Here is a 22,338-nt window from a genome sequence, read left to right on the forward strand (position 1 = left end):
TTTATTAACTGGTAAGAAGTCGTCATATTTTATTGATTCATGTAGAGTGACTGAAAGTCCACGCGGTTGCCGCTCCAGCCCTCCACCATGCGGGTATTGTTGGTTCGGTAGGTGACGCTTTCCACGTTCATGTGAATGGAAAAGAGTACGTCCGGGTTGGAGGAGCCCGGATGAATGTTCTTGGTGAGGCTGCCGGGTGAGGACATTGTTTGGCCGTTGTCCGTCAACGTCACGCCTGTGGTGTTGTCTATTCCCGGCGTATTGGAGGACGTTAAATCTTTAGGCGCAGCGCTATGGGCTGAAACGATGGTTCCACTGTTGCCCTGGACCGCCCCCATCTGATCGTCGGTCAGCGACTTCATGTCGGCTGTGGCCGGAGATGCCACAGAGATCGTCAACAATACAGCGAATAGGCAGGAAAAGAAGCAGTACCCTTTCATGGTTGCCTCCTCAACTCGAAAATACAATTGTTGTCGCGGCAGAAAGAATCAAAAATAACTGGCTGGATCGTCAAGTCATTTAAAACCAATCGCTTCCATAGGTCAAGGAATAAAAACGAAGTTTCAGGGCTAGAACGATGTTCACGACCCTACAAGAAACAGACTCAACCACGGCACGTAAGTAATCACCACCAGAACAACCAGCAGCAGTAGCAGGTATGGAATCGAGGCTCGGTAAAGCAAAGTCACCGGTTTTTCAAATTTCAGGCTGGAAATGAACAGGTTGATGCCCACCGGCGGCGTGGAGTAGCCGATTTCCAGGTTCACCAGGAAAATCACGCACAGGTGAATGGGATCCACCCCGTAGGACAGAGCGATGGGAATAATGATGGGCACCACGATGACGATGGCCGAAAAGATGTCCATGATGCAGCCTACGGCCAGCAAAAACAGATTCAGACCGGCCAGGAACATCAATTTACTTTCGCAAAAGGTCGTCAGGAAAACGAGGATCCGGTTGGGAATCCGCTCATCCACCAGAAACCCGGTGAACCCCAGGGCGAATCCCAGGATGACGATGATGGCGCCGGACAGGACCGCGCTTTCAACGATGATCGACGGCAACTGGCGCCAAAACGAGACCTCCTTCAGAACGAAGCACTCCACCACCACGGCGTAGACCAGCACCACAGCCGAAACTTCTGCAATGGTGACGAACCCGCCGTACACCCCCGCCAGAATGATGCCGATCACCGGCCAGTCCCAGATGCCGGCGACAAAGGCGGTTTTCACCCGTTGGAAGGAGATGTCGCTTTGGGGACGTCTCTGCGGTGCACCCATTTGTTTGAAAAAAGCGTAGCCACTAAGCACCACAATGAGCAGGATTCCCGGTACCAGCGCGGCCTTGAAAATCCTGCTGATATCCACCTGGGCGATCACCCCGTAAAGGATCACGGGCAGGCTCGGCGGAAACAGCAGCCCCAGGCTTCCAGAAGTGGTCAAGAGCCCCAGGGTGAATTTTTCCTCGTATCCCCTGCTTCGCATCACCGGATAGAGAATGCTGCCCAGGGCCACAATGGTCACACCGCTGGCGCCGGTCAGGGCCGTAAAGAAGGCGCAGGAACACAGGGCTGCGATGGCCATTCCGCCGGGCAGCCATCCCAGCAGGGCTTCGATGAAATCCATGATGCGCTGGGGGGCCCGGGTTTCGGTGAGCAGGCAGCCTACGAAGGTGAACAGCGGCAGGGCCACCAGGACCGGCATGGATCCCAGACGGTTCATCTCGATCAGAATCATCTGCAGGGCCAGAAGGTCATGGTCCACAAAGAATAAACAGGCCATGGACAGCGCCGCGATAACCGTGAACACCGGGGTTTCCAGCAGCGCCAGCGTCAAAATGGCCAGAATGGCGAGGGTCAGTGGATTCATCGGCCCGACTCGCCTGTGGCAGCCGAATCACCGGAGGGGTGGGAATCGGGTGAGACCATCAGCGCAGCCAGGTAGCGAAAGGCGGTGGAACCGAAAAAAATGGGAAAAATAATCGCCAGCCATCCCCAACCGCCGAACATGGCGATTTCGTTGCGCACGAAATCGATGGAGGTGATCAGCAGCCCGGCCATGACCGCGGCACCGAACAGGCTCACGACGCGACCGGACCATTTTCGGACGGTTTGGCTGCAATATCGCAGCACGAGTTCCAGACGGATGTGCCGGCGCTGTTTGAGGGCCAGGGAGGCGCCCAGCAGGGCCATCCACAGAACCAGGCTGGGGGCGGATTCAAAAATTCGATGGGAAGGCAGATGAAAAAGGTTGCGCGACAGGATGCTGAACAGGACGGCAGCCACCAGCAGGGCGAAGCAGGCTACGATGACGCATTTTTCAATCCGCGCCAATGCATCGTCCAGTCGTTTGATAAATCGGGTCACAGATTTTTTGATGGGTAACGTAAGGGTGGAAGATAATAACGACTCATATTCCCGCATGGGGCAAAACACAAATCCCAAATTCCAAATCTCAACCAACTAACCAACCAATAAAACCAACAACTAAAATCCCCACATCCCAGATCTGATCATTCACCGCCCCCTTCGCTCGAGACACAACGATCGTACAGGGTTTTATAGGACACGGATAAACGCGGATGAACACGGATCGGTTAATACGCCCAGCCTTCGGCTGAAAACCAACAAACCAACAAACCAATCCAACCAATAAAACCAATCAACAAATCAACCAACTTTTCCTCTGCGTCTCTGCGGTGAACAATCACTTTTTTCCAGCCCGGTATTCCGCAATCAACCCCCGGATGCGGTCCAGCAATTCCTGGGAGTATAGGGAGGGAACGCTCATCTCGTAATTTTTCTGCGCACTGCGCTGAAATGAAGCGATCTGCTCGGATGTGGGCGCGATCCTTTCGATGCCGGCTTCCTGGATTACCTGCATGGCCTCGTCGTTGTCCCTGCGGGTCAGCCGGACCAGTTCGGCGGAATATTGTTTGACCAGACGGCTGACAATCTCCCGGTTTTCAGGCTTCAGCCGGTAAAAGGCGCTTTTGGTCATCAACAGGGCGCCGGTGGAGTTGACCATGGGAAAATCGAGCAGGTATCGGACCCTCGCGTACCACTGAAAGGCAACGGCTGCAAGCGGCGGAGAATAAAAGGAATCGATCATTCTGGTATCCAGCCCGGTGTTCACATCGGCCAGTTGGAGCGGATATCCCTGAACGCCGAAGGCTTCCAGGAAATTCTCCGCCACCCGGTCCCCTTTCCAGACCCACATCTTGGTCTGTTTCAGGTCGGCCACGCTGCTCAATGGCCGCTGGGAAAAGAGGTAGACGAAACCGGCCTCGGCGAATCCCAGCAATACGTAGCCTTTTTCCTCGAAACGGGCGGCAAAGTCGTCGAACATTCGCTCTTTGACGTAATCGACCTCCTCGTAGCTGTCGAAAAGCAGGGGCGCTTCCAGCACCCGGATTTCGGGCAGCACCATTCCCAGCCCTACCCCGGAAAAACCTCCGGCATGCAGGCGGTTGACGCGCATCTTGCGCAGCACGTCCACCTCGTCGCCGCTGACCCCGCCGGCATAAATCTTGACGGCCACCTCCCCTTTTGTCTCCTTGGCCACCGCGTCGGCAAAATCGTGCAGGGTATTGGTCCAGGTGCTGCCCTCGGGCATGACCACCGCGATTTTGATTTCCGTGGGGGCGGCATGGGCAGGCCCGCTCAGGCTGCATAGGATCAATGCGACAATGAAAATCAATGAAATTTTATTCATATAAAGCTCCAGAAAATATAACCGCCCGCTTCGCTCGAGGCGCAGAGAGCGCAGAGAGGTAAAGCGTTTTGCCCTTCAGGCGAAAGAAAAATCTCTGCGTCCTCTGCGTCTCTGCGGTGAATAAAAATCTTTTAATCAAACAACCGATCCACCGCCGCCAGGTAAATCCCAGCCCGCTTTGCCGCAATGGAATTGTACAGCGCCAGATCGCCATCTTTAGCCGGGTATTCCGCAATGCGCTGCATGATCGCCACGAACCCCTCGCGGTCCTGCTGCTGATGCAGGCAAAAACGCCCGTAAAACAGGTCCGCCAGCAGATAGTCCTCTCCGGCGATCTGCCGCAGCTTCCGGTAATGACCGCCGGCCTTTTCCTGGCTGCCCCCCATCATGGGCGGCCGTGATCCGAAATAGGCCAGCAGGAACAGATGTGCGCCACCGTAATTGTATGCTGGATCCAGGTCGATGACCCGCTCCATCACCTTTCTGGCCACATGGGCCTGGGAAACGGCCCGAATGGAATCGAGATTGCGATTGACCCAGGCCCCCAAATTAAATCCGTACCAGAACAGGGGTGCAACATCGTCCTTGTCCAACTGCTCCAGATACGGGTCGATGTCAGCAACCCTGGCAAAAGCAGTGCGGGCGCCGGGCGTTCCCAATTCCAGGGCATCCATGGCGTAGTTCATGCCCTTTTCGTAAGTGTGGTTGAGTTGATTTTTTAGGTTATCGATGTCCGGTTCCTGATCCGTATCAGCGTAGATGTCCCTTTCGAGTCGGGTTTCCAGAAAACCGAACCCGTAGCTGCCGTACATCCGTGCGATCAAAGTGGTCAGGCGGCGGTCATCGGGGCTGTTGGCCAGCATGGCTTCCAGCAGTTTGATGTTGGCGGGGATGGCCTTTTCCGTTAAATCCAGGTCGCTGTCGCACTCGAAGGCGGTGACGCCGCTGTCCACCATTTCGGTCATCTGGCGCACGATCAGCGTTTTGGGAGAGCAGGCAATGACAAAGGCCGCGATGACAGCCGTCAGAATAATTCGTTTACGCGTCATAGCAATTGGATCTCATATCTAATCGTTCACCGCCCGCTTCGCTCGAGACGCAGAGTTCGCAGAGGTTTAAAAGATTGCGCCTTTCAAGCGCAAAAAAAAGATTCTAGGTTTTCTGCGTCTCTGCGGAGAACGATTTATTCCTGAATTTCCCCAATCTCATATCTCACATCCGGCACCTCACTGCTTTCCAACCAATCCAACCAACTTAACCAACCAACGGCTTTTAACTCTGCGCTCTCTGCGCCTCTGCGGTGAAAGCCCATATCTCACATCCCATATCCCAAATCACCCATCCTGCAACCCACCGCTGTCCAAACAACGAACCAATTCAACAAATTCAACCAACCAACCGCCCTCACTCCTCCCCACCCTTTTCCGGCGCAGCGGCAATTTCCCTGGCCGGCAGTTTCTGAAGATCCTCGGGAATCCTGCCCGTCGTGAAAACGCTGCTGATGATGCGCACCAGCCGGTAGACATGGCGTTTGATCTCCTCCTGGGATCTGCCTGGATAGTTCTTGAAAGCCATGACCACGCCGGTGATGGAAGCATATATGGCGTGGGTGACCAGCCGATTGTTGTTCCCGATATCGGTTTGTTGGTTGACCCGCTCCAGGATGTCCAGAAAATGCCGCTGCATGGCGTTGTAGCGATCCAGGGCCTTGGGCTGAATCTGGCCGGTAACCATGAAATGGCCCATCATCTGGAAGACGGATTCGTTTTCCATCAGGTAGTTCACGCTTCCCATGGCCAGCTCTTCCAGCGACGTACGCCCTTCTTCGAGGTTTTTTTCAAACAAATCCTCCACCACTTGCATGTGGCGCACCAGGGCCTCGACAAACACATCGTCCCGGCTGGGAAAATAGCGATAGATGGCCGCGGCCGATATTCCGGCGCGCTTGGCGATGTCCCGCATGCCGATCTTGTGGAACTCTTTCTGGCTGAACAGATCCATGGCGGCGTCGATGATCAGGTTTTTGCGGGTCTACCGCTCTTCTTTCCTCAGCTTCTGAAAGGTTGACATTTCCGATTCCTGCATCCTTTCCACCTTTGGGGGGAGCAACATCAATGGCTTTGTAAAATGTGCCAGGCTCGTCATGCCGGACTTGATCCGGCATCCAGAAGATATTGAAAAAACTGGATAGCGCTGAAGCTTCACTTCGTGCCCGGCCTACGCCGGAATGACGCCAACCCGGCATATTCGACTTTTTACGAAACCGTCAATATTCGTTTCCCCCGGCAGCATTGTGGGTAATGAATAGGCGGGCTTGGCGATGACGGCAAACAATGGGCTGTGAACGGTGATCGGTACGAATGGCCGGCCGGCCATCGTCCTAATGGAAATGTTAATATAAAACGTTTAAAATGACCGGATTTGCCGTTGGTGGATAGGTACCTCGCCCCCTACCCTCAAAAAACCATAACTGTGCTTCAGTCCATTAACGCAGTTCACTCGTATTAACAACAAAAATCGGAAAAATTTTTAATTGTCTTTTGTGAAATTTATGTAATAGTCATTACCCAAAAATTGTGGCATTAATTTCACAGACATTCTTTCTCGAAGAGGATCAATGGTTTTGAGTATAAACTAATTACTGTTTATTTCCTTTTTTAACTTTTAGTTATGTCGATTTATGAATTTCTCACTTAAACTTGGCACTGGATCTGCATTTATCTCATTTCAGAAAATGAATTGTATTTACAAAAAAATATTTACCTATTTTTCCTGTTGACAAGCGGTTTTTTTTTCGTAAGATGGTGAACATTGTTTACAGCAACATATCGTGTCCCGTTTTACTACCAATGTTAGAACCAGTCTATAATAAGTGAATATGAATACACTTTTCGAATTTGCACTGAATGGCAATTCATTTTTAACCTGAACGGTCATCCCTTGTCGCCTTTAGTTAACGTTGTTCTTGATTTTTACTGCGATATTTCAAGCTGAACGGAATTCAATCGATGCTGATCATGCAAGCTAAACCGACTCGTCGCAATCCCCAATTCAATAAAAGTCATCGTATTCTGTTCCGACGGATTCTTGCTTCGATGATCCTGATGTTGTTGTTCCTGTTCCTGCCTTCTTCAGGAACCTGCGAAATGGCCGCCATGACCGACGACGAACTGGCCCGGGTCACTGGCCACGGCTTTTCCGAATTTACCCTTACCAACGTCGACGGAGTGGACATCGCCCGCATCGATCTCAACCTGCAGGCGTCCACCTACGCCACCATGGACTCCCTGAAAATGGGTTACTGGGATAATGGCGGTACGGGTTGGGACCAGAACTGGCTGGGCGTTTCCATCGGTTCCAACGAAACGGACATGGTGCTGAGCGGCTTCGTTCTCCAGGCGGAGTTTACCGATATCGACAATGCAGCTATTCGCGAATTGAAAAGCATTACCATGGGATTCCAAAGCGCCACCGGTACGCTGTCCGCCAACTTCGCCAGCCTCAGTGAACTCACGGTTGAAAATGCATCACGGGACAGCAGCATCAGTGATGCTACCTACACGTTCACCGGTGGTCCGCTGATGTTGCACATCAATGTGGACGGGACCAATGCTGGGATCTGGTTTGATTTCGGCACGGCCACAAGGGATTGAAGATGTGGGATCTGAGATTTGAGATATGCGATTTGGTGTAGTGAGGAGAGGATTTATGTTCACCGCAGAGACGCAGAGGACGCAGAGAGTATGGGGGAGGAGGAGCCTTTTGGGCTGACATACGCTGCGTGCTCTGCGCCTCGAGCGAAGGGCGTTGAAAAGAGGAAAAGCAATTTTGAATGTTGAATTTTTAATTTTGAATGAAGGAGTTGATTCCGTTTAACAATTCAAAACTCAAAATTAGCTTAACCATTTAACCGTAGTACGAAAGGAGGTGATGAAACCGAAGAGACATTCGAGACGGAAGGACCAATGGGCATAATCGGATCAGGGTTTTGCGCATAAAAACCGGCTCGAATGCAAAAGGAGGAAGTTTCGTGAGGAGCCATAGATAAAGCCAAACTCCGGGCAACCGGAGGACGGAAAGTCACGAATCCGAGTTGTTAGCTCATAGCTCATTGCTTATAGCTCATAGGACAAGGAAAAGAACCTTCGACTATCAGCTATCAGCCACAAGCGACCAGCTCAAGGGAATGGACAAAAACCTTCCAACTATGAGCGATCAGCTATCAGCTACGAGCTGCCACCCGGATGGTCGGGCCGCCTGTGGTAAGAGTTCAAACATCTTATCATAGGAGAAAAAAGAAATGAAAAAAGTTTTAGCAATCATCGCAATCGTTATGTTGGTCCCCTTCACCGCTTTTGGTATGGAAATGATGGCCGACACGGCCTTGGAAGATGTTACCGGTCAGGCCGGTGTGAGCATCTCCATTGACAACGTTCAGATGGATTTCCAGATGGGATACCTTGGTTGGGGTGATAGCGACGGTATCCTCTATCCTGATGACCTCGCTACTGCTGGCCTTTCTGACTTGCTTGATACTATCGAAGATGGTGGTTGGGTTTACCTGAGCCAAATGAAATTCTTAGGCATTGTTATTGACAAATACATGGTAGGAACTGCTGGTATAACACCATTGAATCCAACTTTTCACGACGGAACTGCCTTCGCTGCTGCTGATCTGTCGGCTTTGACAATTGATGTCGGACAGATTTATACACAATTTACTTCAGCATTTGTTCCTGACACTGTGAATAATCTTGCTACGGGCGTTAAGATTGGTGTGCCCACATTATCAATTGTTGTTGTCCAGATTGCACCGTTTAACATTTCTCTGGTTTCTTACGCTACAGACCCTAATACAGGGGATTTGATACCCGCGACTCCCGCTACAGACAGCACCGACACTCTGGGCACTATGGCCATGGGCGCCATTCAACTGGATACCAAGGGCGGCAGCATCACCATTTTCGCCCATTAATTCTTGAAGACACTATTTAATCGCCACTAAAAAACGATGGAGAAGGATGCATATGTTTTTACAGATATTGCCCTTCTCCATCGTTCTCTTTTCAGAGAAAATTCACCAAACCGACAGATATGAAAAAAAATGCATCATCGAAAATCATCTTTGTCACTCTTTTAAGCGTTTTCATTATTGCCACCCCTACAATGGCAGAAATGGAGGCAATGAGCGACAAGGCGATGGAATTAGTGACAGCCCAAAGCGGCTTCAGCGCGTTTTTTTGGGATATCAACTTCGATTGTCAGATTGGATCTCTTCGCATTTACGACACGGATTCCGATCGTTCCACCGATCCTGACGCAGGGGTTCTGGAGTTTCAGAATTACACTGTTTTGAATGGGTACCTGAATACCGAAACCCAACCCGTCTCCTTCGATATTTTTTCAATCGAAGATGAAGCCCACCCCATGGATGGTCATTCGTATATGATGTGGACTGCTCTGGATTGGCAGCAGAATATCAATTATGCAGTCGATCGATTTCTTTTCTGCGGACAGGACATCGGCAGCCTGTTTTTGGATGAAGTCCAGAAACCTTCATACTACATGATGATCGGATCCCATGGGTCCGGCATCGATTTCGAATACGGGATCGATCTTGACATCGGTGCGGCAACGTACCAATACAACGCTTCAGCAACCGATGGATCGTTTACACTGTCCAACATCACGTTGGCCCAAAATTTCAGTGACATGGACGATTTCGACATCGATGATAGCTCAACCTGGAATATTCCCACCGACGCCAGTCTGTGGGAAGCCAACGGACATTTTGTTATCGGGGACGTCGACAATGGCAATCCAGCCACGATAGACATCGGTTACAACACCACCGATAATTTTGGAGCGATGCGGATTTCACTTCCCATGGCGGGCAGCATCCGGGTGGAAAGCCTTGAATTTGGCAGCCGGAATTTCGGTCCTCTCGCCATCGACGGATTGCAGGTGCATCGATTGGACGTTTACCTGCTGACCAATTAACAGCTAAGAAGCATCAATCTTCATCGGCCTGAATACTTTGTACAACGTTCAACTTTTCAGAGATTTTATGTTCTTAGACAAACCCGAGCAAAATCGAAAAAAAATTTCCCACCGTTTTTTATCAATTATCTGGAAAATGCCTCTCTTTCTCGAATTGAGTGCCCTTTTCCTTTTTTTCTTTTTCAGCCTCCACCCCGCATTGGCATCTGCACAATCCCGGCTCAACGAAACCGTCGTTCCTTTTGCCAATGCCGACCATGGAGACTGGCAGATCCATCCCAAATCGTTACAGGTCAGCCGGAATTCAACTCAATTTTCGTGCGTCGCTAAGAAAAATTCTGAATATGCAGCGATTATAAACGGAAAACTCCAACGCCCTTTCAAGAAAATCGGCATGGGAACACCGATAATCAGCCCGAACGGGAAGCATGTGGCCTACACAGCCTATACGCAGGGCAAGTGGCACATGATTATTGACGGGCAGATGCATTCCGGGTTCGATAACGCATCACCCCCCATGTTCAGCCCCGATTCAGATCACATGGCCTACGGCGTTCAGTATGGGAAAAAACAGGCGGTAGTACTGGACGGTAAGATAGGCCCTCACTTCGATGGCATACTGCTTAGACCCGGACAATTCAAATTCAGCCCCGATTCATCGAGGTTGGCTTACATTGTAGCCAAAGACGAAAAAATGGCATTGGTTGTAAACGGCAAGATGGATGATTCTTACGATGCCGTTGCAAAGCCTTCATTCAGCCCCGACGGCAAGCGTCTGGCCTACACCTTGAAAAAGAAAGATCGGTGGCACGTTTCGGAAAACGGCAAGTTGGGACCTGGTTTCGATGCCGTGGATGTTCCTCTGTTCAGTCCTGATTCCAAGCATGTGGCCTATCTGGCCCAAAGCGGTCAAAAAATGCTGCTTGTCGTTGACGGCCAAAAAAACAGCCAATGGGATGCGGTGGCAAATCCCATTTACAGCCTGGACAGCAGGCGTCTCGCCTATGTGGGAGTCAATAAAAACAAATGGCTCATGGTAATTGACGGCGAAGACGGCGAGCGTTTCGACCGTATTGGTGCCTTTAAATTCAGCCCGGATTCCAAACGCATCGCCTACTCGGCCCAGGACGGTCACGAGTGGACAATGATCGTCGATGGTAAAAAACAAGAAAGATTCGATATCGTTTCCATTCCGGTATTCAGCCCGGATTCTGCCACCTTTGCTTACGCAGCCAAAAAAAATGACCTTTGGAAAGTGGTGTTCAACGGCATGCCTGGACCAGCTTACGACACGGTAACTATGCCCGCTTTCAGTCCGGACGGCAACCGCACGGTCTACATGGCCCAGAAATCTGACAAATGGACAGTGGTTGTCGACGGCCAGGAAGGTCCATGGTTCGACGGCACTTCTCTGGCTACCTTCAGCCCGGATTCCAAGCATGTGGCCTATCTGGTCAAACGCGGACAAGCCTGGTCCCTGGCTGTGGACGGCTTGCCTGGCGAGAAGCTGTTTATAGGCGGCGTCAAGGGCGCTGCCCTGGTGTTCGACAGCAAAACGCGTTTTCATACCCTTGTGATGGGGGTGGATGGGCATGCGTTTGCACGGGTGGATGTGGAAATTGCGGAGTGATGATTGGTTCACCGCGGAGACGCAGAGGACGCAGAGATAAAATCGGTTGATATGTTTGATTGGTTGAATTGGTTTGTTGTTTGAGATTTGGAATTTGAAATTTATTTGTGATTTGGTGCTTGGAATTTGGGATTTCACCTAAGGCGCTTGGGGGATTTGAGATGAAAAGAGGATGGATGAAATTCGTTTTTATTGTGTTGCCTTTTCTGTTGATACCTTTTTCTGCATTGGCCGGTACCGTAGCAGAAGCCGACGCGCTGTACGATCAGGGCGGACTGGATAATTTTGGCAAAGCCATCGGAATTTACGAACAATTGCTGGAAGCCGCTCCCGGCGATTTCGATCTCAACTGGAAGTGTGCCCGTGCCTACCGCGAGTATGGCGAAACGGCCAAAAAGCAGGAAGTGGAAGGTTGGAAGGATATCTGCAAGGAATATGGCAAGAAAGGCATGCATTACGCCGCCAAGGCCCGGGAGATCAATCCCGATCACCCGGCAGGACACTATTATTACGGGCTAAGTGTGGGGATCTACTCCGACGGCACCGGCATCCTGACCGCCTTGAAGGAAGGGTTGAAGGACAAAACCCAGAGCAGCTTCGAAAAGGCCTATGAACTGGACAAGATGTACGAGGACGCCGGTAGCATCCTGGCCCTGGGCCGCTTCTGGGCGGTGTTGCCCTGGCCCCTGGCTAGCAAGAAAAAATCCCTGGCCTACTATCGCGAATACCAGAAGACGCCCTATTTCCAGCAACGCGACGAGGGCAAAATCTATCTGGCAGAGTTGCTCATCGACAAGGGCGGCAAGGATAACAAGGCCGAGGCCAAACAGATACTGGAGCAGGCAGTGCAAACCGACGACGCTTATTTTAAGGCGTGGGCCAAACGGCTGATGGTCAAAGTACAATAGGTCGTGCCCATCCACAAATGGCCAATTTGCCCGAGATCTTAGATAGAAACAGGATAGCGTGGGAGCGGCTTCCAGCCGCGATAAATCTGAGGCTATGTTAAAATCGCGGCTGGAAGCCGCTCCCACGTATACTTGCAGCTGTTCAGACAAACAGGGACCCAAGCATTTTTAACCGAGAACGAAACTTTTATTTGCTAAAGTGAACACTGTTAAAAACTATGTTCCTGATTTGCGATGTGTGATATGGGGGTTGGGATTTGTGATCTGAGGCATGAGATCTGAGATATGGGATATGAAATTATAGATATCACCGCAGAGGCTCAGAGGACGCAGAGATATAAACGGTTGATTGGTTAGATCAATTCGTTGGTTTGTTGAATTGGTTGATTGGTTTGCAGCCGCAGGCTTGCCTGGCAACCTATCCGTGTTGATCCGTGTCCTATAAACGCCTCTGCGATCTCTGCGCCTCGAGCGAAGCGGGCGGTGAGTTTTAAGATTTTGATCTGGTTTGAGATTTGATCATTGTCATTTGGAATTTATTTGAGATTTGGTGCTTGTGATTTGTAATTTTTTGGCTTCCGCGGAGAGAATGAACTCGCAGAAAGTCACCAGACTTGTCATTCCCGCGCAGGCGGGAATCTACAACTATCTGAAAGTACTGGATTCCCGCCTTCGCGGGAATGACATCAATGGACCAAATTAGACTTTTTGCGATTTCATCATAATTAAAGGGATTCACTAAACCGAACTATGCACGTACTGGCCGCATTCGTTATCATCATCGCACTCTACTCGGGCTTTCACCCCATCAACGATGCCCCGAAGAACGAGCTGACGGTCACCACCGACGGTGCTGACCGGGTCAAGATGCGCGATACGGTCACCCCCCTGGAAGACCTGAAAAATCAAAATGTGGTCAAACAGACTTACGACTATTCCTGCGGGTCGGCGGCACTGGCCACCCTGCTCAACTTTCATTTCGGCGAAGACTTCGACGAACGCCAGGTAATCCAGGGATTGCTGCGCCACGGCGACAGCGAAAAAATCGCCCAACGGCGGGCCTTTTCCCTGCTAGACATGAAGCGTTTCGTGGCCGTTCTGGGCTACAAAGGGGTGGGCTACAAGGCCGAGTATGAAGATTTGACCACCCTGGACGGTCCCTGCATTCTGCCCATCAAGATATTCGGCTACCGCCATTTCGCCGTTTTTCGCGGGATTTACAAGGACCATGTCTTTCTGGCCGATCCGTGGCGGGGCAACATCAGCTTCACCAAGGACGAGTTTCTGGAGAAGTGGTACCAGAACGTGATTTTCATCGTCTACCCGGAAGGGGCGCGGGAAGTCGGTCTGCTGAGCCTCCGGGAGGGCGACTTGCGCTTCATTGACGAAGACGATGCCCGGAAGATTATTTTCGATCCGGCTCTGGATGTTAAGCCGCCGGTGGATCGGTGGATCGATGATCGGCCGGGGGAGCGGCAGGTTTATAGAAGATAGGGTTCACCGCAGAGGCGCAGAGGACGCAGAGATAAAACCGGTTGATTTGTTTGATTGGTTGAATTGGTTTTCAGCCGCAGGCTTGCAGAACATCCCATCCGCGTTCATCTGTGTTAATCCGCGTCCTATAAAATTTCTGCGAACTCTGCGTCTCTGCGGTTATTATCATTTGAAGTGAAAAGGTATTGCTTACTATGGTTAAAATGAGAACTTTTTTTGCCGTCACAATCATATTGACTCTTTTTTGCACCAGCGCTTTTGGCCAGGATACGACCTACACCGTCCAGGTGGCCGCCTGCGAACGGCTCGACAGTGCGGAAAGCATCGTCAAGGACCTGGAAGCCAAGGGGTACTCTCCGTACATCAAGGAAACCGCAGACCAGAACGGTAAAACGTGGTTTATCGTCCGTCTGGAAGACTTTTCCTTGAAGGGAGCGGCCGAAGCGTCAGCCAGCGAATTCAACGCCGACACCGGTTCGACGGCAGTGGTTACGACAACTGCTGCGGCTGAGCCAGCACAACCGGTTGCCGAAACAGAAGCGGTATCGCCCTCCCCTTCCCCACAGGAAGTTGCCAAGCCATCCGAACCGAAACCGGTGGTTGTTCCGCCGGCCCCGGCCCCGCCCTCCCAACCGGCAGTTGCCCAGCCCACCGAACAGGCCCCGGCCGTGATGGCGATTGACGAGCCGCCTCAGTCGGACCGCCGGATGGACGAACTCCAGAAGGAACTGGAATCGCTGCAGGAAGAGATGAAGCAGATCCGGGAGCAGCAGGAAGCCCGCCGAAAGCTGGAGATCACCGAGGACGAGAAAGCCGCCAAGGAAAAAGAGATCCTGCAGGCCGCCGGCCGCGAATACACGACCATGAAAAGCAACACCTTGGGATTGGAACTCAATTTCAATTACCAGTATTACTCCTACGATGTGATCACCCAGGCAACAGAAGTCGAACAGCACGCCAACCACAATCTTACCAGCTCCATTTTCACCGAGTACGCAGTGCTGGACAACATGACCCTGAACCTCAACGTTCCCTTTTCCTACAAGTGGGACAACACCGGCACGGACGTTGCCAAGGAAGTGACCGATCTGGGTGATGTCTCCGTCGGCTTCCAGTACCAGCCCTTGCGCTCAGGCGGCACGCTTCCCACTACCATCCTGTTCGGCAGCTTCACTTTCGACATGGGACGCAGTCCCTACGAAATCAACGTCGACAAAGACCTGGCCACGGGCAACGGGTATTACTCGGCCGCCGCCGGCCTTTCCATGAGCAAGACCATCGACCCGATCATCGCCTTCGGAAATGTGAGCTACAACTATACGTTCAAGGCGGAAAGTCTTAACCAGCCTCGCAACGGCCTGACCTTGAGGGAAGTCGATCCGGGGGATTCCATCAGTGGCACCCTGGGGATGGGATTCGCCCTTTCCTACAACGTCTCCATGAACTTCAGCTACCAGTATACCTATCGCTTCAGTTCCACCTACACCTGGGAGGAAATCGCCGATACCTACAGCGGCAGCCAGACCCAGTCGATGCTTTACATCGGCACCGGATGGCGCTTCACGCCCAAGACCTCGCTGAACATGAAGGTAGGCATTGGATTGACGGACGAGGACCCGGACTTTGTGGTCAGCTTCCGGTTGCCGTTTGAGTTCGATCTGAGTGACTGAGTGGGGTTTGGGATGTGAGATGGGAGATATGGGATTTGGGATAGCACCGCAGAGGCGCAGAGGGCGTGGAGTTTTAAGCGGTTAGTTTGTTTGATTGGTTGAGTTAGTTGAATTGGTTTGTAGAAAGATTGGATGTGAGATCTGGGATATGAGACTTGTGATGTCAGTGCTGATTTGTGATTTGGAGTTTGGAATTTATTTGTGATTTGGAATTTGTGATTTTACCGAATGGGTTGAAACCTGGGCTGTACGAGTTGAGATGGCGATATGGGTGTGAAAGCGGCGGTTAAAGCGAACGGGTTGATCATGGCGATTGTTTGGATGCTGATCACAGCCGCACCATATGCGTACGCCGCCTTCCACGAACAATTGGCCATCGACACCGTAGCCATTTCCCTGGCCAACACCGTCACCGCCCGGCCGCCGGGCCACGCCTCCATCCATTACAACCCGGCCGGGTTGTCCCAATTGCCCGACGGCAAGTATTTTTCCAACGGCCTGACCGTCCCCGTCATCGAAAAGACTTCCTCCTTTAGTCAGGACCCCGACTTCGAAGGATTTCTGGGGGGATTCAAGGACGATCCCGTAGACGGCAAGAGCGGCACCAGCAGCAGCGGCCGCATGTACCTCCCCTTTTACAACGACACCATCGATTTTCTCTTCGCCCCGACCTTAGGCCTTTCCTACCGTAAGCCCGGTTCCAAATGGACCTTTGCCGTTGGCCAATACGCGCCCTTTGCCGTGGGTCTGGTCCACGGAGACGAAGGCGACCCTTCGGTTTACGGCGGCAAGTCGGTTTACCAGCAGCACCTGGTTTACATCGCCCCGGCGGTCAGTTTTCAGATGACCCCCACCTTTTCCGTGGGCCTGACCGTCGGTCTGGGCCAGACCGCCATGGGGGCCGAGGTGGACATGCGTGCCCCCAACGACATGGTGGCCCTGACCAAGGTGTTGGGCGATGCCACTGCGGGGCTGGAGATTCCCATTCTCTCCGAACTGACCCTGCCTCCACCCTGGTTCGGCGGCGGCATCGGCCCCTACAGTCAGGTGGCCAGTCTGGACATGAGCCTCCGGGACGACTTTTCCCCCAACTACAACGTGGGGCTGTTATGGGAGCCATGGGAATGGCTGGCCTTCGGGGTTTGCTATCAAAGCGAAATCAAAACCCAGCTTACCGGTAACTATCGGATCGATTACAGCGAAGACTGGCAGCGCATGGTCAACTGGTTCGGCAGTTCCCCGTTGCTGGTCATCACTTCGGGGGTGTTCGATTTGCCCATGACCCCTGTTTCCCACCAGGCGGGGACGGTGACCAGCCAGATTACCTTTCCCCAGCGAGCCCAGTTCGGCATCAAGATCAAACCCTTCAGCCGTCTGAGCCTCATGGCCGACCTTCACTGGGCCGATTGGTCGGTGCTCAAGGAAGACAAGTTCATATTCGACCAGGACATCCAGCTCCTTCGGCTGGTCAAGATGCTGGGCTACACCGGCGGCAACGACACCATGGTGCTGACAAGAAATTTCAAGGATACCTGGCACTGGAGCGTGGGCCTCGAATACGACATCCTGGACTGGCTGACCTTCCGCTGCGGCTACGAAAAACGCGAAACCTCGGTCCAGCCGGAGCTGTTCGACCTGATGTACGCCCTGCCAGACCTGGAAAATTTCGGCACCGGCTTCGGCATCAAACTGAAAAACGGAATGACCATCGACATCGCCGCCGGATACGTGATCAACGAAAGCTATGCAGTGCCCAACAACACCAGCACCAACATGAATTCGACGGTTTTCACCAACCCCGTCTACAATCCCTACGCCGGCCTGGATTATGAACAAAAAACAGTCACTTACATGGGATCGTTCAAACTCTCCATGCCCACCCATGTGATGGCCGAGATGCTCCACCATCAGCTGGAAACGATCAAACACATCTTTTCCTACCTGAATCCTTTCAGCAAAAGGGATGGTGATTCCTCACACGAGTAGCTTCATCTTACCAAGCTATTTCTCGTGATTTATGTCGCAATCGAATCTATTCGGATATGGGATTTGAGATCTGAGATGTGGGATATAGGAACATCCTGAAAAAGTTTATTATTCACCGCAGAAACGCAGAGATAAAAGCGGTTGTTTGAGTTGGTTGGTTAGATTGGTTGAATTCGTTAGTTGGTTTTCAAGCCGCAGGCTTGTGTAAGAACTTATCCGCGTTCATCCGCGTTGATCCGTGTCCTATAAAATTTTATCAGTTGCCTATCCTCGTGGCCCCTTCCGGCAGCGGCATCGCCTTGGCCCAGTCTTGTCCCTGCTCTTTTTGCTGCCGGGCGTATTGCCGGGCAGCCTGATCGTTGGAAAAGGCCCCAACGCAGACACGATACCAGGGAGCCGGGTCGCCTTCGATGGAAGCGCGACAGATATAGGCAGAATGGTTCCCTTGGGCCAGGGTGGTAGCCTTTTCACGGGCTGCCCCCTCTTTGCGGAAGGAGAACAGGTGAACGGTGTAGCGCAGATCCGTAACATGGTCAGGTGGGCTTTCGCTTGGCCCGGACTTTCGATCCGGTTTGGAGGGCTTTGGGGAAGAAGAATTGACCGCCACAGATGTTGTGGAACGGTTTGACGAATCCTGTTTTTCCCGGCTTTGGGCGGCCGCCTGATCGTAGGCGTTCAGTCGATTTTCAAAGGAAGTTTTGTCCCCGAAGACGGTTTCCCTTTTCAAGTGCTCGACGGCCATCTGCTGGACCCGGACAGCCGCTTCCATATTGCCCGCTTCGGCATAGGCCGCTGCAAGCGTATCCATGAAGTTGGCTTCGGGAAACCGCTGGACCACTTTTTCGGCCAACGCAACGGCCCGCGTGCCGTCCCGGTAGCGCGGGTCCGGACAGGTGGCCAGCATCCAGGCCAGTTGATTGGCGCCGACGGAATAATACGGGTTGATCTCCAGCGCCCGTGTGGCGTCGTCAATGGCCCGGTCGTAGGTTTTTTTATGATACCAGGCCACGGCCCGATTGCTCAGGGCCTCGTAGTCATGGGGGACGGTCTCTATGGTAATAGTGAAAGCCTTGATGGCTGCGTCGTACTCTCCAGCCTGGAGAGCGCGCAGGCCGGATTCGTAAGGGTTGTCCTGGGCCAGTGCGACCGGAGCGATAGCGACGCACAAAATGATAGATAGGCATAGAATCCAGATCAAAGGGGTTCGGAAGGATTTTTCAGGTTCAGACCTTGAAAAAACGTTACCTATTTTTGAAGAAAAAAATTGCATAAGGAATTCTTGATAAAATCGTAAAAAGCCGGAATTCTCATTTTCTCGTCATTCCGACGCAAGCAGAATCCTTTAATTTCAATTGATTATGGATGCCGGATCAAGTCCGGCATGACGAACCTGAGACTTATTACGAGTTCATCGATTCTTGATAATATCAAGTTTCACAGCTATTTACCGATACCCTTTTAACCGCCAATGACCGATATTACAAGGTCCGAACCGCTGAAAGTCGCATTGCCGACGGACTCGTAAAAAGACCGAGATCAAGGCTTGCGGGCCGCGATAGCGAGCGTGAGCGAGCGAACAGCAAATCGACATTCATCCTTACGGCGAACAGTTATGTTCCATCCTGAGAATACCGCAATCGCGGGTGCCGCAGGCAGCGGACTTTGGCGTACGCCGCAGTGACGAAGGATGAGCGTAACGCCGATATCGGCCTTTTTATGAGTCCGTCAATGCTCTTTGACATGCTGCCAGGGTAACCTCGCACACTGTACCTGCGACAGGTTTTTCAATGCCTGAACGTAACGCCAAACCATAGGTAACTGTGGGACGGAAAGCCACGGGTCCAGGTTAGCTTATAGCTCACAGCTTATAGCTCATAGGAGAAGGTCACGACCTTCGACTATCGGCTACCAGCTACACCCTATAAACTTAATTTGGATAGCCGGGTCGCCTCCTGCGCCAAACCCCGGGTAACCGGGAGACGGAAAGCCACGGGTCCGAGTTAGCTCGTTGCACACGGCTCATCGCTCATAGGAAGGGATTTAATCCGATGCCTATCAGCTATGAGCGACACGCTATGCGCTCAATTCGGACAGCCGGGCTACCTGCGATGAAATTCGCAGAAAGGAGTTGTCATGAAAAAAGGTAGTTTCCTGCTCATCGCATTGATGAGCGTAATGTTGTGCGTGCCGGGTCCCGGGTTTGCGAAAATGACCGCCATGACCGAAAATGAGATGGGAGGGCTTACCGGCCAGGGAGGAATCGCGGTCCTGCCAGGAGATGTTATTCAATCCCTGAGCACGGTCGCACTGACCTCCGGTGGTTGGGCCGCTTCTGCCAACGCGCTTGGCTATGGCACCGCCGGTCTTTACCAGATGGCCGAGGCCGGATGCCTGCCTCTGGACACGCCCATTCAACTGGACATGGTCCTTACGGGCAAGGATGCCGAGCCGCTGGCCCTGCAAAGCCTTACACTGGCTGCGGGTGCTATTGGATTGGTGAATCCCATGATGATCGGTATGATGGGGTTGGGGTCGATTCCCGGAGCCTTCGATGTGTCCATGGGCGATGTCTCCGTGGAGATGTCCGGCACGATCGAGTTTTCTTTGCATCCTTGAAACCGTTCGGGCAAATGGAAGAATCTGTGCCCTGGCAGCATGACCCATTTCAATCAGAAACGGCTATTTTGCCCGATATCGGCGTTATGCTCAACATTTGATCCTCGGAATATCGACCATATGCACCTCAAGGGCATTTCCTTCGGGCACCTGTGGTCAAATGTTTTGCAAGCCTTGATCTCGAACAAAATCCCTCGTTTCTGAGAAACCAAGGAAAAAGCGGGGCTTCGCTCGAGACGCAGAGAGTGAAAGCTTTTCGTCTTTCAGGCGAAAGAGAAACCTCTGCGTCCTTAGCGCCTCTGCGGTGAAAAATAAACTGTTTAAGTACACAAGGGTTTTACAGAACGCGGATTAACATGGATAAATCATTACGCCAGCCAGCGGCTGAAAACCAACCAACCCATTCAACCAAACAAACCAATCAACGAATTAAACGATCTGACCTCTTTGCGCCCTCCGCGTCTCTGCGGTGATATCACTCATCCCAAATCTCAAATCATGTCTTTCGCACCAACCTGGCCACCGATTCAATATGAAAGGTGTGGGGAAACATGTCCACCGGCTGGACCTCCTCCAAGGTATAATCCGCTTTCAGTTCCAGCATGTCCCTGGCCATGGTGGCCGGGTTGCAGGATACGTAGACGATCTTTTCCGGACCCATCCGGCAGACCTGTTTGAGGACGTCCTTGTGCATGCCGGCCCGCGGCGGGTCGATCACCAGCAGGTCAGGTGTCGTCTCGATGTTTTCCAGGGTGTCCTTGATGTCTCCGAGGATGAACGAGCAGTTGTCGATGCCGTTTGAAAGGCAGTTCTTGCGGGCGTCGGCCACGGCGCTTTCCACCAGTTCCAGGCCGATCACCCTGCGGGCCTTAGCCGCCAGCCAGATGGCAATGGTGCCTGTGCCGCAGTACAGATCCACTACGGTTTCGTCGCCTCTCAGATCGGCATAGCGCCCCACCGTTTCATACAACCTGCCGGCCCCGCGCGTATTGGTTTGGAAAAACGAATTGGCTGAAATCTCGAATTCGAAATCGCCGATGCGGTCCGTCAGCACCGGCTCGCCGGCCAAATGGATTTCCCGTTCGCCGATGGCCACGCCCGAGCGCCTGGCGGTGATGTTGTTGACCACACAGACCACCTCGGTAAATTGATCCATGAGTAGGTCAGCCAGCGGTTGAACCGCATCGCGATCCTCGCTGGCCGTGACGATATTGACCATCCACCGGTCCCGGTCCACCGAGTGCCGCAGCATGAGAAAGCGCCAGAATCCTTCGTGGGACCGCAGCCCGTATACAGGGCGGTCGGATTGCCGCATATACCGCCTTACCGATTCCAGGATGCGGTTGCCCGTATCCGGCTGCAGCAGACAGGCATCGGTGTCCAGCACCTTGTGAAAGGTGCCCGGCACATGCAGGCCCAGCGCAAAGCCGATATCGGCATCGGTACCCAGTTCGTGGGGCATCAGCCAGCGGCGGTCCGAACAGGAAAACTCCATCTTGTTGCGGTAGCCGAACACCCGTTCCGACGGCAAAGTGGGATGCACCCGGACGCCTTCCATCATGGCGATATGCTCCAGGGATTCGCTGACGTGACGGCGCTTGAATTCAAGCTGGTGGGGGTAGTCGATGAACTGCCACTTGCAGCCGCCGCAATATCCGCTGTAGGGACACGGTGCGTCCACACGCATGGGAGACGGACGCAGCAATTCCTGAACCACGGCCTCGGCGTAATTGCGTTTTTTGCGGACGATGCGGGCGGCAAGGCGGTCGCCGGTCACGGTTTGATCGATGAACACCGCAAAGCCGTCGATCTTGGCCAACCCCTTGCCGCCGAAGGCCACGTCAATGACATCGCACTCCACGATCTGTTTTTTCTTAACGGTCATTCTAATCCTTTCAAATATTACCGCCCGCTGCGCTCGAGACGCAGAGATCGCAGAGAGTTAAGCGCTTTTCGCCTTTCAGGCGAAATAAAAACCTCTTCATCTTCTACACTTCAATGGTGATTTCAAATATCCCACATCTCACTGCGCAAATCTCAGATCTCAAAGCCCACATCCCGGGTTTCGAACCAATCAACTAATTAAACCAATCAACAAATCAAACGATTTGATCTCTCTGCGTCCCCTTCACCTCTGCGGTGAAACCATTTTGGAACCGTCAATGGGCCATGACCACACGTTTGTCAAGCGCCAATGCGTCCCCAGGGAAAAGATTGCCTGCGGACGGCTTTGAAGCCGCCTGAACCGGAAAATTCCGTTTTTTTGCTTGCCCTGTGGTTCGATTTCCTTTAATTTATGGGGATTGCACGGTTTGGCAAAC

Annotated in this window: 17 protein-coding genes and 2 riboswitches; of the genes, 9 read left to right on the forward strand and 8 right to left on the reverse strand. The window is 52.4% G+C overall.

The window, feature by feature from the left end; all coding sequences use genetic code 11:
* Nucleotides 1–29 precede the first annotated feature (29 nt).
* From GN111_RS05215 to GN111_RS05240, 6 genes are all read right to left on the reverse strand, one after another.
* A complete protein-coding gene (locus GN111_RS05215; RefSeq protein WP_155302739.1) occupies nt 30–440 on the reverse strand; it encodes a hypothetical protein in 411 nt (136 codons plus the stop codon).
* A gap of 141 nt (nt 441–581) precedes the next feature.
* Nucleotides 582–1,868, reverse strand: coding sequence for a TRAP transporter large permease (locus GN111_RS05220; RefSeq protein ID WP_155302740.1), 1,287 nt, complete (start codon nt 1,866–1,868; stop codon nt 582–584).
* A complete protein-coding gene (locus tag GN111_RS05225; RefSeq protein ID WP_170302136.1) occupies nt 1,865–2,365 on the reverse strand; it encodes a TRAP transporter small permease in 501 nt (166 codons plus the stop codon). The genes GN111_RS05220 and GN111_RS05225 overlap by 4 nt, the downstream gene beginning before the upstream one ends.
* Before the next feature lie 340 nt (nt 2,366–2,705).
* The gene (locus GN111_RS05230; protein ID WP_155302742.1) at nt 2,706–3,713 is read right to left on the reverse strand and encodes a TRAP transporter substrate-binding protein; all 1,008 of its coding nucleotides are present in this window, start codon (nt 3,711–3,713) and stop codon (nt 2,706–2,708) included.
* A gap of 131 nt (nt 3,714–3,844) precedes the next feature.
* Nucleotides 3,845–4,762: a TRAP transporter TatT component family protein gene (locus GN111_RS05235; RefSeq protein ID WP_155302743.1), complete on the reverse strand. Its 918-nt coding sequence runs from the start codon at nt 4,760–4,762 to the stop codon at nt 3,845–3,847.
* Nucleotides 4,763–5,117: 355 nt separating this feature from the next.
* The gene (locus GN111_RS05240) at nt 5,118–5,732 is read right to left on the reverse strand and encodes a TetR/AcrR family transcriptional regulator (RefSeq protein WP_331457722.1); all 615 of its coding nucleotides are present in this window, start codon (nt 5,730–5,732) and stop codon (nt 5,118–5,120) included.
* 1,127 nt (nt 5,733–6,859) lie between these two features.
* Between GN111_RS05240 and GN111_RS05245 the strand changes: the two genes are divergently transcribed.
* The 8 genes from GN111_RS05245 to GN111_RS05280 all read left to right on the forward strand — a co-directional run bounded on the left by GN111_RS05245 (nt 6,860) and on the right by GN111_RS05280 (nt 17,401).
* The gene (locus GN111_RS05245; RefSeq protein ID WP_155302745.1) at nt 6,860–7,366 is read left to right on the forward strand and encodes a hypothetical protein; all 507 of its coding nucleotides are present in this window, start codon (nt 6,860–6,862) and stop codon (nt 7,364–7,366) included.
* A gap of 386 nt (nt 7,367–7,752) precedes the next feature.
* Nucleotides 7,753–7,832: riboswitch (cyclic di-GMP riboswitch) on the forward strand.
* Nucleotides 7,833–8,013: 181 nt separating this feature from the next.
* Nucleotides 8,014–8,688, forward strand: coding sequence for a DUF6160 family protein (locus GN111_RS05250; protein ID WP_155302746.1), 675 nt, complete (start codon nt 8,014–8,016; stop codon nt 8,686–8,688).
* A 224-nt stretch (nt 8,689–8,912) separates the two neighbouring features.
* The gene (locus tag GN111_RS05255; RefSeq protein ID WP_155302747.1) at nt 8,913–9,713 is read left to right on the forward strand and encodes a hypothetical protein; all 801 of its coding nucleotides are present in this window, start codon (nt 8,913–8,915) and stop codon (nt 9,711–9,713) included.
* Nucleotides 9,714–10,107: 394 nt separating this feature from the next.
* Entirely contained in the window at nt 10,108–11,343 is a 1,236-nt protein-coding gene (locus GN111_RS05260) for an alpha/beta hydrolase (RefSeq protein WP_170302137.1), read from the forward strand.
* Between the two features lie 176 nt (nt 11,344–11,519).
* Nucleotides 11,520–12,251 (forward strand): tetratricopeptide repeat protein, encoded by a 732-nt coding sequence (locus GN111_RS05265; protein ID WP_155302749.1) that lies wholly within the window; start codon nt 11,520–11,522, stop codon nt 12,249–12,251.
* Between the two features lie 750 nt (nt 12,252–13,001).
* The gene (locus GN111_RS05270) at nt 13,002–13,745 is read left to right on the forward strand and encodes a C39 family peptidase (protein ID WP_155302750.1); all 744 of its coding nucleotides are present in this window, start codon (nt 13,002–13,004) and stop codon (nt 13,743–13,745) included.
* A 203-nt stretch (nt 13,746–13,948) separates the two neighbouring features.
* Nucleotides 13,949–15,415 (forward strand): SPOR domain-containing protein, encoded by a 1,467-nt coding sequence (locus tag GN111_RS05275; protein WP_170302138.1) that lies wholly within the window; start codon nt 13,949–13,951, stop codon nt 15,413–15,415.
* Nucleotides 15,416–15,682: 267 nt separating this feature from the next.
* Nucleotides 15,683–17,401, forward strand: a complete 1,719-nt coding sequence (locus tag GN111_RS05280) for an OmpP1/FadL family transporter (RefSeq protein WP_155302752.1) — start codon at nt 15,683–15,685, stop codon at nt 17,399–17,401.
* Nucleotides 17,402–17,657: 256 nt separating this feature from the next.
* Here GN111_RS05280 and GN111_RS05285 read toward each other — a convergent pair whose 3' ends face one another.
* Nucleotides 17,658–18,599 carry an SPOR domain-containing protein gene (locus tag GN111_RS05285; RefSeq protein ID WP_170302139.1) on the reverse strand — a complete coding sequence of 314 codons (942 nt, stop codon included), beginning with the start codon at nt 18,597–18,599 and terminating at the stop codon, nt 17,658–17,660.
* A 594-nt stretch (nt 18,600–19,193) separates the two neighbouring features.
* A riboswitch (cyclic di-GMP riboswitch) is annotated at nt 19,194–19,314 on the forward strand.
* Between the two features lie 220 nt (nt 19,315–19,534).
* Between GN111_RS05285 and GN111_RS05290 the strand changes: the two genes are divergently transcribed.
* The gene (locus tag GN111_RS05290; protein ID WP_155302754.1) at nt 19,535–20,017 is read left to right on the forward strand and encodes a hypothetical protein; all 483 of its coding nucleotides are present in this window, start codon (nt 19,535–19,537) and stop codon (nt 20,015–20,017) included.
* A gap of 496 nt (nt 20,018–20,513) precedes the next feature.
* Here GN111_RS05290 and rlmD read toward each other — a convergent pair whose 3' ends face one another.
* Nucleotides 20,514–21,902 (reverse strand): 23S rRNA (uracil(1939)-C(5))-methyltransferase RlmD, encoded by a 1,389-nt coding sequence (gene rlmD, locus GN111_RS05295; protein ID WP_155302755.1) that lies wholly within the window; start codon nt 21,900–21,902, stop codon nt 20,514–20,516.
* Between the last annotated feature and the right edge of the window lie 436 nt (nt 21,903–22,338).

This window comes from Desulfosarcina widdelii (assembly GCF_009688965.1).
GTDB classification, from domain to species: Bacteria; Desulfobacterota; Desulfobacteria; order Desulfobacterales; family Desulfosarcinaceae; genus Desulfosarcina; species Desulfosarcina widdelii.